Origin of the sequence: Rothia endophytica (assembly GCF_039543885.1) — a bacterium.
Classification (GTDB): Bacteria; Actinomycetota; Actinomycetes; order Actinomycetales; family Micrococcaceae; genus Rothia; species Rothia endophytica.
In genome coordinates this window covers 25,038-35,795 of the sequence record NZ_BAABKP010000008.1, presented here as the reverse complement: position 1 = coordinate 35,795, position 10,758 = coordinate 25,038, and the positions used below count along the sequence as shown (strand labels likewise).

At 55.6% G+C, this 10,758-nt stretch carries 10 protein-coding genes; 3 read left to right on the top strand and 7 right to left on the bottom strand.

Annotation, left to right across the window (positions count from 1 at the left end):
* Positions 1 to 434 precede the first annotated feature (434 nt).
* The 6 genes from ABD982_RS10870 to ABD982_RS10845 form a co-directional block, all read right to left on the bottom strand.
* Positions 435 to 590, bottom strand: a complete 156-nt coding sequence (locus ABD982_RS10870) for an LxmA leader domain family RiPP (RefSeq protein WP_251380392.1) — start codon at positions 588 to 590, stop codon at positions 435 to 437.
* Positions 591 to 681: 91 nt separating this feature from the next.
* Positions 682 to 1,632, bottom strand: a complete 951-nt coding sequence (locus ABD982_RS10865) for a T3SS effector HopA1 family protein (RefSeq protein WP_345447510.1) — start codon at positions 1,630 to 1,632, stop codon at positions 682 to 684.
* On the bottom strand, positions 1,629 to 2,741 hold the full coding sequence (gene lxmK / locus ABD982_RS10860) for a class V lanthionine synthetase subunit LxmK (RefSeq protein ID WP_345447508.1): 1,113 nt from the start codon (positions 2,739 to 2,741) through the stop codon (positions 1,629 to 1,631). Before lxmK ends, ABD982_RS10865 begins: the two co-directional genes overlap by 4 nt.
* Before the next feature lie 61 nt (positions 2,742 to 2,802).
* Positions 2,803 to 2,940 carry a hypothetical protein gene (locus tag ABD982_RS10855; RefSeq protein WP_237203153.1) on the bottom strand — a complete coding sequence of 46 codons (138 nt, stop codon included), beginning with the start codon at positions 2,938 to 2,940 and terminating at the stop codon, positions 2,803 to 2,805.
* A gap of 67 nt (positions 2,941 to 3,007) precedes the next feature.
* Positions 3,008 to 3,913, bottom strand: a complete 906-nt coding sequence (locus tag ABD982_RS10850) for an ABC transporter permease (RefSeq protein WP_237203152.1) — start codon at positions 3,911 to 3,913, stop codon at positions 3,008 to 3,010.
* A gap of 11 nt (positions 3,914 to 3,924) precedes the next feature.
* Complete coding sequence (locus ABD982_RS10845; protein WP_345447499.1) at positions 3,925 to 4,899, bottom strand: ABC transporter ATP-binding protein; 975 nt, start codon at positions 4,897 to 4,899, stop codon at positions 3,925 to 3,927.
* A 210-nt stretch (positions 4,900 to 5,109) separates the two neighbouring features.
* Between ABD982_RS10845 and ABD982_RS10840 the strand changes: the two genes are divergently transcribed.
* From ABD982_RS10840 to ABD982_RS10830, 3 genes are all read left to right on the top strand, one after another.
* Positions 5,110 to 6,831 carry a 5-oxoprolinase subunit B/C family protein gene (locus ABD982_RS10840; RefSeq protein ID WP_345447496.1) on the top strand — a complete coding sequence of 574 codons (1,722 nt, stop codon included), beginning with the start codon at positions 5,110 to 5,112 and terminating at the stop codon, positions 6,829 to 6,831.
* Positions 6,824 to 8,575: an acetyl-CoA carboxylase biotin carboxylase subunit gene (locus ABD982_RS10835; RefSeq protein ID WP_345447493.1), complete on the top strand. Its 1,752-nt coding sequence runs from the start codon at positions 6,824 to 6,826 to the stop codon at positions 8,573 to 8,575. The genes ABD982_RS10840 and ABD982_RS10835 overlap by 8 nt, the downstream gene beginning before the upstream one ends.
* Positions 8,576 to 8,687: 112 nt before the next feature.
* Positions 8,688 to 9,374, top strand: a complete 687-nt coding sequence (locus tag ABD982_RS10830) for a GntR family transcriptional regulator (protein ID WP_345447490.1) — start codon at positions 8,688 to 8,690, stop codon at positions 9,372 to 9,374.
* Between the two features lie 115 nt (positions 9,375 to 9,489).
* Here the strand turns inward: ABD982_RS10830 and ABD982_RS10825 are convergent, their stop codons facing one another.
* Positions 9,490 to 10,719 (bottom strand): NRAMP family divalent metal transporter, encoded by a 1,230-nt coding sequence (locus ABD982_RS10825; RefSeq protein WP_345447487.1) that lies wholly within the window; start codon positions 10,717 to 10,719, stop codon positions 9,490 to 9,492.
* Positions 10,720 to 10,758: the final 39 nt, after the last annotated feature.

The window sequence follows — 10,758 nt, the reverse complement described above, 5'->3', positions numbered from 1 at the left end:
GTAGTGTGGCGAATTGCGTGGCTGTGAGGCCGGTTGTACGCTGGTGTAGCAACGGTCTTGTCCGGTATGGCTTGAGGTTATTTATAGAGATTTAACGCTCATATTTTTGCCGCGGGTGGGGCCGTTGTCTAGTTGGTGGGTGTGGGGTGCGTGTCTACTTTTGAATAAGCCTCAGTATGTGCATCTGCCAGTTCCATGAGGTTTACGTTCTGAGCCATAATCGGTTCTCCTTAGATAAAAATAATTAGGTGTTACTTACGACAGCAAGTCCTAATATAAAAATTTTGTTTATAGTTAGTTGCGGTGCTGGATATTTCATGAAAAATGAAAATTCCGACCACCATTTCTTTGATATATTTTGCGAGTTGCTTTCCGTCGCCTCTACGTATTATTTGTGCTACGAGGAAAATTGCAAAATAGCTACTTATAATTTTTTAGCAGCCAGCACCCAGAGTTGCGCCAACGATGATTCCGACGCAGACAGGAGTGGTTGCGGGTGCATCTGAAGCTGCATCTGAGCCCAATTCTGCTGAGGTAGTAAAAGCAGTATGTGCATCTGCCAGTTCCATAAGATTTACGTTCTGAGCCATGATGGTCTCACTTTCTTTTTGTTGTGTTATTAGTTGTGCCCCAGGGGGCCGCAGGGCAAGACTATATAAGTTATAGTTCTTACCTGCTTACTCATACGCTGTTGAAGGCAGGGAAACCTGCGTCAATTCCAGCGCTGAGAGTCTCTTGATTCCAGCACTCTTGCAGAGTCTGGTGAGTATGTGCAGCATTCAATAAAGCATCTACAAGCACCCTTGATCGATGTTGACCAAAGCTGAGGCCCTGATAGGAAGACCGTGCATCATTCGGCTCTGCCGCAATAGCTATATTGTGGCCGACCTGCTGAGTAAAGAGGGAGTGAACGTGGTTATCGGTGGCTGTTGTAATCACTTCAAGCTCATTCAAAGCAGCTATGACGCAGTCACGGTCCTTATCTGCTATGTAAACTACAATCCCATCAGAACGAGGGTAGGATGCTCTAGCTGATAAAGCCTTCACTTGGTAGTTCACATCCAGGCGGTCTAAGGTCTCTAAGGTGCTTTTCCACGCTTCTAGAGCTTTTTCAGCAGTTTCGCATCCGATATACAGACGGACTATGCTAGCGTGACTCGTGACGTGGAGGGGCTGTTCACTTAGGGCTAGCAGGTAACCCGGGGTTGTATTTCTACGCCAACTTGGAAGGGTAACTCTTACTTTTCCAGGCACATTCGTGTTTTCTACAAGATGGTTAGGAAAACTAACCTTGAGACCCATCATTTGAACTCTGGTGAGCTCTTCTTCTATGGAACTATTTAATAGATCTGCAAGTTGATAGTGGTTTTGGTGAGGAATGCAGTCGATGAGATCTTGGGATAAGTCTTGAACGTCATGAGGGCTGACCCCACTCACCTTCGGATTTTGAAGGTGGAAATGAGCATATATCAAGGCAGCCAACTGTGATTGAAGCTCAAGCAAACTGGTCGCTTGGAGGTCTTCCCCATCAATGCTGGCTCTCAGGCGAGACAGGTCAATATCAACACGTTGCTGCACCTCAGTCACGCTTTCTGCAAACCCAGGAAACCTGGTTTCAGTAGCTAAGGTCATTTCTTTTCACTCCTTTCAAATCCTAAGGTTTGTGCATATTTCTGGGGGTTTAGAAGAATTTGACGCCCAATACCCGCAGCCGCTCTTTCAATTCCCGGTAATTTAGCAACCGAAGAAGCTCTAGCAATTGTTCGATCAATCAGATGCCAGCCTAAAAAGGCAACGGACCGTAAAGCTAAAGCCTGATGGTCATCAGCATGCCGTTCTTGACAGTATGCTTCCCACATCGCTTGGATGTTAGGAACCAGATGCCCCATGCGTTCTGCAATCCGCTGATTCGCAGATTCCTCGCTGAACTGCTGAGGAGGCTGTTCTGCTCCACCGCGAGTAGTTACGGTGTCAAGTACACCTCGGTAAATCCATTCGCCTGCAAAGGTTCCAAGATCCCGAGCAGGATCCCCTACACCAAATTCTTCCCAGTCCAGCAGATGGAGTTGGTTTTGATGCATCTGGTATTGGTCCAGTCGAAGGTCACCGTGCACAGGTGAAACACTATGATCTTCTTCAGCGGCTTTTAGCGCCGCTACGCAATCTACTAACTCTTGATCCTGCTGGAGCTTACTCCACAGAGAAATTTCAGCTAGAGAAAAGTCGGTCAAGCGTTGGTACGAAATTCCTTGCTTGAGCATCTGCACAGGTGGGGAGGGAGGGGATATCTCTTTCAAGTTTTCCGTTGGCCCTGCATGGAGCTTAGCTAAAGAGCTACCCACTTGCTGCGAAAAACTATCAGGAACAGTCTCGTCAACAAGAAGCTTCGCTAGACTCTCGCCACTGCAATATTCAAAGGCAAGTAAACCGGATGAACGGTGAGAAGCTAGTAGCTTTGGTGAGTTCGGCACATCCGTTGAATTATTGTCAGCAAACTTCGCGAAATTAACCGAACGATCAAACGCATGAGGACCAGCAATAGTCTTATCTACCTGTTTGAGAAAAACCTTTTCGCCACCATCAAAGGTCAGAACCCATGACTTGTTGCGCCCCCGAAAACTGGGGCTAGAAACTGATTTCACCCTGCCGTAATGATCTTCAGGAAACAGTTCCTGCACATGCTGTCTAACATCTGAATCAAGTTCAGTAGTTTTCTGGGCTGAACTATGGTGTGTGCTCATCGTTGTCCTCTTTCCATCGGGTAGGTTGGTTAGCCCCACCCACTAGTAAAGTTCTATCGACTTAGAAAAAGAGGGTTACTACCGCATAGCCTACGCCGCCGCCAACCAAGGCCAGCGCCAGGCTACGAGCCCAGCGGCCAACCGCTGAGGTGCCCTTGGGGGTAGTGGAGTAGGTGGTCTCGTTCTCGTGAGCAGTCATGTTATTTTCCCTTTCAATGATGGTGGGCTAGTAGCCCTTTAAGATGAATCAGGCAGAGAGCCCGATGTTAAGCCCCATTGTCTGAGGCAAATGATTGTTGCAGTGAAACCTTAGAGCCGGTTCGTAAAGCGTTGTTACTGTATACACGGGTTGCCACCCAGAACAGCAGCGGAATAGTTACCCCAGCGATACTGGCGGCGGTCACCATTTCCCAGGTCTGCACGCCGTCCAGACCAAAGCGAATAGGCATCAGGTAGGAAGAGAAAAGCGGGACGAATGACAGCCCCTTAAGCCAAGCCTCTTCAAGATAGGTGGGTGTCAGGTACAGGGTGACCACCAGCAGAACCATCTGCAAAACCGACAGCGGCATCACTGCGGCACTCAAGTCCTCCTGCCGGGAGACTGTTGACGCCAGAATCGTGTTCATGGTTGCAAAGATGATGTAGCCCAGCAAGAACCATACAAGGAACCACAAGAGGGCTGCGCCTACTTCAAGCTCTAGCAGTGACCACCCGTCCACCAGGGTGAAACCCAGCAGACCAGTGCCGCCAATAAGAAGTAGCTGAACCAGCGTTATCGCGCCGATACCAATCATCTTTCCTGCCAACAGTGGTACAACACCGATTTTGGTGAGGAGGATTTCGACGACCCTCGATGACTTCTCTTCAACGACACCAGAGGTTAGGCTCTGGGATGAGTACACCAGAGAGCTGAGCAAAGCACTCACCATCGCTGTGGCAAAGAGCAGGCGGGTATCCAGCTGAAAGCTAGCATCCCCCATTTTCTCCCTCAAGAACCAACCACCAACACCTGCGCCAATGCCCACAGTCAGGGCAAGCAGTCCGGTGGCTAACAGGATGGTCTTATTCTTGGTGCGGGTAAGAACCTCACGTCGAATGACGATTAACATTTCACGGTAAGCAGTGCTCACTGATTTTTCACCTACTTCATGCTGGGTAGTCTGCTGGGTCATGCCTTTAGCTTTCATCGTGTCTGACCTGCCGATTCAAGCTCTGCCTCACGGTCAGGGGTGATACCGCGACCCGACGAAATAAAATCCTGCGATAGGAGTGCGCCCAAGGACCGTTGCACAGGCTCAATACTGCGCAGCCTTCCAAATCGTTCGGCAATTTCTAGTACGTCCTGGGGAACGGTTGCATCCCGTCCATCAACTGTGATGAAAACTGATGATTGGTTGCTCATCTTGAATTCGATATGGAAGGAGGCAACCAATGACAGTTCGGCAACAAATTCTCCAGCTGGGCGGTCAAACTTTAGTTCCCATCGGGTCTGATCAGTATCTTGCAGCTCAGAGACAGCACCGTCTGCCATCACCCTGCCGCGATCAAGTACGCAGACACGGTCGCACAGGCGCTCAACAAGCTCCAGCTGATGCGATGAAAACAGGATGCCCACACCCTGAGCTGCCTGTTGCTGGATAAGACCAGCCATCGTATCTACAGCTAGAGGGTCAAGCCCTGAGAAGGGTTCATCAAGCACCAGCAGTTCTGGGTTACCGACGAGGGAAACAGCTAGCTGAACTCGCTGTTGGTTACCTAGCGACAAATCTTGGATGAGGGTTTTCTCTCGACCAGATAGGCCCAGTGTAGCGATAAGTTCGTCAGCTTTTTCCTTCGCCTGCCCCAGGGTTTTCCCTTCAAGTAGAGCAAAGTGAACAATCTGATCTTTGACACTCATCTGGGGGTACAGGCCCCGCTCTTCCGGCATGTAACCGATCGACCTGCGGTTATCGGTTGAGATAGGCTCCCCATCCCAGGTGATATGCCCGCCAGTGGGGTTAAGCATTCCTAGAATGAGTCGCATGGTGGTGGTTTTACCTGCGCCGTTGCCACCGATGAAACCAACAATTTCACCGCGGCGGACGCCAAAATCTACATCCTGCAACACCTTGTGGTCACCGAAGCTGCGGCTAATCCCGTGAAGTTTGAGACCGTTCATTGCGCACCTCGCTTTTCTTTCTCTTGCGCCTTCACTAAAAACTCTAGTGAGGTGTTAGAGCTTGCCACATATACTTTCGTACAGTTCTGGGGTAGACGATAGTTCACACATTTGCGTGTTCGCCGCCACATCTGCAATAATTGTTGAACAATCTGAGGTGGTTTTACTCGGGTTGCTTTCCTTTACAGTCGGCACACCACAAGGGGGCGCATGCACTCGGTTTCCCACACGTCCCGCGCGGTTAAACGTTTCGGCGCACTCGCAGTGCTGGTCGACTGCACCACCCTTGAAGCAGCCCTACACGTACATGCCCACCTGGTCGAACGTCCTGCCGCTGGGCAAGTAGAACTGGTGCCTGCCGCCCAGACCGTGCTGGTTCGCTTCAATACCGTTGAACAAGCGGACGCTTTCATGGCGGCCCCTGACCTACCCACCACCAGCGGCGATGTGCGTACCCACGGGCAAACCGCCACCATCGATGTGGTCTATGACGGCCAGGATGTTGCCGAGGTCGCTTCTCTGCTGGGCATTAGCCAGGAGGCAGTGATCTACGCCCACACCACCGGGCACTGGTCAGTAGCTTTTGCCGGGTTTGCCCCGGGCTTCTTCTATCTGCACCGCCACGACAACGTGTTGGATGTACCCCGCCGCACCACCCCGCGCACCGCCGTTCCCGCCGGTTCAGTGGGTCTTGCCGGTGATTTCTCCGGCATTTACCCCCGCACCTCCCCCGGCGGCTGGCAGCTTATCGGACATACGGATGCACCCCTCTGGGATCTGGGCCAGGAAACCCCCGCTCTGCTAGAACCCGGCATGCAGGTGCAGTTCCGGGCAGTACGGGAACTGGTGCAGGTATCCGAACAAGGCCCCCAGCAGGGCGCCATTCCCAGCGCTGACACGCTAGTCAAGACTGCGCTTCCCCCGGTGCTTACCGTCAACTCACCCGGTGCGCTGACCCTCTTTCAAGACTCTGGCCGCAAGGGGCTAACCCACTGGGGTGTCTCCCCCTCCGGTTTTGCTGACCCCGCCGCCGCGAAAGAGGCTAACCGGCTGGTCGGTAATTCACCGGGTGCTACGGTGCTCGAAAATCTGGCGGGCGGGCTAAGTCTCACCGCGCTAGAAGATACCGTGCTGGCACTCACCGGCGCCAAGGTTACCGCGACCATCAGCCAGCCTGAGGGCACCCAGCCCGACGCCGGGCTACAGGCAGAAGATCCCGAGCCTTTCATCCCGCTGGTTGCCCGCTCCTACGCTCCCTTCGCCCTGAAAGCCGGGCAGAAGCTGATCCTCTCCCCTGTTGAGCAGGGCCTGCGGGTCTACCTGGCGGTGCGCGGTGGGTTTGCCGCTCCGTTTGAAGCTGCTAGTAGTTCCCGCGATACTCTGGCGTCCCTGGGTGCAGACCCCCTTACAGCAGGAGATCAGCTGCAGCTGGCGTCCCTGCCGACCAGCGTGGTGGGCAACCCTGCCCCGTCTCTACCCCTTCCGGTAGCGGGTGAGACGCTGGAGGTTCGGATCATCCCGGGGCCTCGTGATGACTGGTTTACCGCCGATTCCCTGGCACGCTTTGGCCAGCTCGCCTGGCAGGTCAGTGAGGACAGCAATCGTATCGGTGTGCGTCTGCTACCCGCCGAGATCCCCGATACCCAGCCCCCGCTAACCCGCGCTATCGCCGGAGAGTTGCCCAGCGAAGGCATGGTTCCCGGTGCCATCCAGGTACCGCCCAGCGGTGAACCGGTGGTCTTCCTTGCCGACCATCCAGTGACCGGCGGCTACCCCGTCATCGCTACGGTGCACCCGTCTGACCTGCGGCTTCTCGCTCAATCACCACCCCAAACCCTCATCCGCTTTATCACCGAGATGCCCCAAGAACCCATCGAAATTACACCTCAGACCCTTGCCCTCCCCATCACGAAAGTGCAAAAACATGCGTAAAGTTCTCATTGCTAACCGCGGCGAAATTGCCGTGCGAATCATTGGTGCCTGCGCCCAAGCGGGCATCGGGTCAGTGGCTATCTACGCCGACTCAGATGCTGAAGCTCTACACGTTGCCCTGGCTAATGAGGCCTACGCGCTAGAGGGTTCAACATCCACCGAAACCTACCTGAACATTGAGAAGGTTATGGGTATTGCCCTGGCATCCGGCGCCACCGACGTGCACCCCGGCTACGGCTTCCTGGCTGAAAACGCCACCTTTGCGCGCGCCGTGCTGGACGCCGGGCTTACCTGGGTGGGCCCCGCCCCCGAAACCATCGAAGCACTGGGCGATAAGGTCAAGGCTCGTGAACTGGCTCAGTCGGTGGGCGCCCCGCTAGCACCGGGCTCGGACGGGCCGGTTGCCAGCGCTGCAGAAGCTCGCGCTTTTGCCGAAGAACACGGTCTGCCCTCCATTATCAAGGCAGCCCACGGCGGTGGCGGGCGCGGCATGCGCATTGTGCGTGAATTGGATGAGGTCGAGGGCGCTTTTGAGTCTGCCTCCCGCGAGGCTCTTGCCGCCTTTGGCAACGGCGAATGCTTCATTGAACGCTTCCTAGAGCGCCCCCGCCACGTTGAAGCCCAGGTTGCGGCAGATACCCACGGCAACGTCGTAGTCATCGGCACCCGCGACTGCTCCCTGCAGCGGCGCAATCAGAAACTGGTGGAAGAAGCCCCCGCCCCTTTCATCACACAAGGGCAGCAGCAAAGCATCGAACGGGCGTCCGCAGAGATTTTCCGGGCAGCTGGCTATGTTGGTGTGGGCACGGCTGAGTTCATGATTGCTGTGGACGGCACAGTCTCTTTCCTAGAGGTCAATACCCGCATTCAGGTGGAGCACCCCGTGACCGAAGAGGTGACCGGCGTGGATCTGGTGGCCCTACAGCTGCTGATTGCCGCTGGCGAGCCCCTGCCCCTCACCGAAACCCCGCAGCCCACCGGCCATGCTTTTGAATTCCGCATCAATGCAGAGGATTCCGCCCGCGGCTTCCTGCCCGCGGCCGGCGTCATTTCATCCATTACCGTGCCCTCTGGCCCCGGGATCCGTTGGGACGCCGGGGTACGCCCCGGTTCGGTGGTGAGCGGCGATTTTGATTCTATGCTGGCTAAACTGATCGTCACCGGGGCAACCCGCGAGCAGGCACTGGCGCGGGCACGCTTTGCCCTCAAGCAGCTGGATGTCGCCGGGGTAGCCACCGTGATTCCCTTTGACCGTCAGGTTCTTGAGGCACCAGCTTTCACCGCGCAGAGCGGGAAGTTCGGGGTGTACACCACCTGGATTGAGGACGAGTTCCTGCCCGGTCTTAACGGCGAACAGCAGCCCTACCGCCAGCCCCTGCTGCCCGTGGGTGCTACCAGCTTCCCCGGCACCGGGCTCACCCGATTCACCCTTGAAATCGATGGCCAGCCTCGCCAGATTGGCGTGCCAGACACCGTCTTTACCTCTCTAGGTAGTGCAGGTGGCAGCGCGGTGTCCACCCCGGAAGCTGACGCTGAAGTCAGCGTGGCAGCTCCCATGAGCGGGTCAGTACTGCGTTACCTGGTTCAGGTGGGCGATGAGGTAGAAGCCGGGGCACAGGTTGCCCTGCTCGAGGCCATGAAGACCGAGGTGCCTGTCTTTGCTGAAACCGCTGGCACTGTCAGCGAGATTCTGGTGGACGCCGGGCAGCGGGTCAACGCCGGGGAGCAGCTCTTACGTTTCTAGACCCTGGATTTTGCGCAGACTTAGTTCCATCGGTGCTCAACTAGCACCCACCCAATGGGACTAAGCCTGTCCAAAAATGAAGGAAACGGCCGGCACCTGTAATGTTTCAGATATGAACCCCGAAACTACAACCCTAGAAATACTGCCCTCACTAGAGCAAATAGTCCAACAACGCCCCGAGCATGCTCGCTCCACAGAGTGGACTGCGAGTGTTTTGCGTACCGGCATGAATAATGGAGTGCTGGTTCCTGGCGCCAAACTCGGCGAACAGCACCTTGCGGGCGTCCTGGACGTCTCACGCAACACCCTGCGGCAAGCGTTCATGGTGCTCGAGGAACAGAACCTCGTGGAACGCATCCCCAATCGTGGGGTTTTTGTGCCCTCACCGGGCGGTGAGCAGATTAAGGAAATGTTCACGATGCGCTGGGCTATTCAGGCAGCCGCTATAGATCTGGCGCCTGTAGGTGAAATTGCTGAGGCGCGGGCGGCCCTGACCCAGGGGCGGCAGGCCCGTGAGCGTAGTTCGGTGCTGGGCATGGCGTCCTCCAACCAAGAGTTTCACCGCGCCCTGGTGGATGCTGCGGGGTCCGCTCGGCTTAGTAGCGCTATGGAAAGTGTACTGGCTGAGATGCGCCTGCTCTTCTTTTCCCAGAGGACTGCGCCCGGTTTCCATGCCCCTTTTATTCAGAAGAACGCCCACCTACTGGAGCTTGTAGAAAAGGGCGAGCGCGAGGAGGCCACAGACTACCTGCGCAGCTATCTGTGGGAGTCACGCGACTTTTTCACCGGTCAGCTCTAACACACCGTGGGGCACAGGTGATTTCCCAGTGAGAGGAAGAGCTTTCCCACCTCCGCAAAAAGGCCCTCTATCACGAGGGCCTTTTGCTGATTCTGGAGCAGGTTGTGGGTGGTGCTTAGCCGGCCCAGAGTTTGGCGATGCCGCTGAGGGACATAACTCCCAAGTAAATGGTGAGTAGCCAAGACGCCCAGCCAATAATGATTAGCCACAGCGGGTACTTGTAACCTTTGAGCAGGCTCTTGGCCAAGAAGGTTGCTACGAACATCAGTACACCGAAACCAACGGGCAGGATGAGACCATTGACCGCGCCGGCCACAATGAGCAGGGTGGCAGGTGCCTTACCAGCAATAATGAAGACGATGGTTGATACGACGATGAAGCCAATGGTCAGACCGTTTTTCATAGCAACGCTGGTCTTTGAGCTGGTGAGGAAGGACACCGAGGTAAAGGCGGCGCCGATGACGGAGGAAATGGCTGCACCCCACAAGATAAGGCCAAAGAGGCGCGTGCCTACCTCACCGGCGGCGATGCCGAAAGCTTGCCCTGCGATGGATGATTCGGTGTCCAGCTGGACACCGGTTGCCACGACACCCAAGATGGCGAGAAAGAGCAGGAAGCGCATGATGCCGGTGATGATGATGCCGGTGACCGAGGAGCGGGAGATGTCCTTGACGTACTCGGGGCCCGAGATGCCTGCGTCCAGCATGCGGTGGGCACCTGCGTAGGTGATGTAGCCGCCCACGGTGCCGCCGACCAGGGTGGTGATAATGGTGAAGTCGATCTCTTCGGGTAGGACACTCTGCTTGAGGGCCTCGCCCACGGGAGGGTTAGAGACGATAGCTACGTAGAGGGTCGCTACAATCATAATGACGCCCAGGGCTACCACGATGCGGTCCAGTGCCACACCCGCACGTTTTGAGATGAAGACGCCAATCGCCAGTAGAGCGGTGATGATACCGCCAATTTTTGGGTCAAGACCCAGCATAGAGTTCATACCGAGACCGCCGCCAGCAACGTTGCCCACGTTAAAGACAAACCCGCCCAGCGCCACCAGAATGGCGAGGAAAATGCCTAGGCCGGGGATGACCGAGTTAGCGAGTTCTTGAGCTTTCATGCCTGAGACGCCAATGATGCGCCAGACGTTGAGCTGGACCGCGATGTCAATGATGACGGAAATCAGGATGGCAAAGGCAAAGGCAGCACCCAGCGTGTAGGTGAACTGGCCGGTTTGGGTGATGAAGCCGGGACCAATGGCACTGGTGGCCATGAGGAACAGGGAGCCAAGTAGCGCTGTGCGGCGCCCTTGAGCTGCTTGGTCTTTGGGGGTGACGAGGGCGTCTGCCATGGGTGTCTCCTTGGAAAATAGGGGCGCGCTGTGAGGAGC

Coding starts and splice junctions, on each gene's coding strand:
- ABD982_RS10870 (WP_251380392.1), bottom strand. CDS start 590: ATGGCTCAGAACGTAAATCTTATGGAACTGGCAGATGCACATACTGCT.
- ABD982_RS10865 (WP_345447510.1), bottom strand. CDS start 1,632: ATGACCTTAGCTACTGAAACCAGGTTTCCTGGGTTTGCAGAAAGCGTG.
- lxmK (WP_345447508.1), bottom strand. CDS start 2,741: ATGAGCACACACCATAGTTCAGCCCAGAAAACTACTGAACTTGATTCA.
- ABD982_RS10855 (WP_237203153.1), bottom strand. CDS start 2,940: ATGACTGCTCACGAGAACGAGACCACCTACTCCACTACCCCCAAGGGC.
- ABD982_RS10850 (WP_237203152.1), bottom strand. CDS start 3,913: ATGACCCAGCAGACTACCCAGCATGAAGTAGGTGAAAAATCAGTGAGC.
- ABD982_RS10845 (WP_345447499.1), bottom strand. CDS start 4,899: ATGAACGGTCTCAAACTTCACGGGATTAGCCGCAGCTTCGGTGACCAC.
- ABD982_RS10840 (WP_345447496.1), top strand. CDS start 5,110: ATGCACTCGGTTTCCCACACGTCCCGCGCGGTTAAACGTTTCGGCGCA.
- ABD982_RS10835 (WP_345447493.1), top strand. CDS start 6,824: ATGCGTAAAGTTCTCATTGCTAACCGCGGCGAAATTGCCGTGCGAATC.
- ABD982_RS10830 (WP_345447490.1), top strand. CDS start 8,688: ATGAACCCCGAAACTACAACCCTAGAAATACTGCCCTCACTAGAGCAA.
- ABD982_RS10825 (WP_345447487.1), bottom strand. CDS start 10,719: ATGGCAGACGCCCTCGTCACCCCCAAAGACCAAGCAGCTCAAGGGCGC.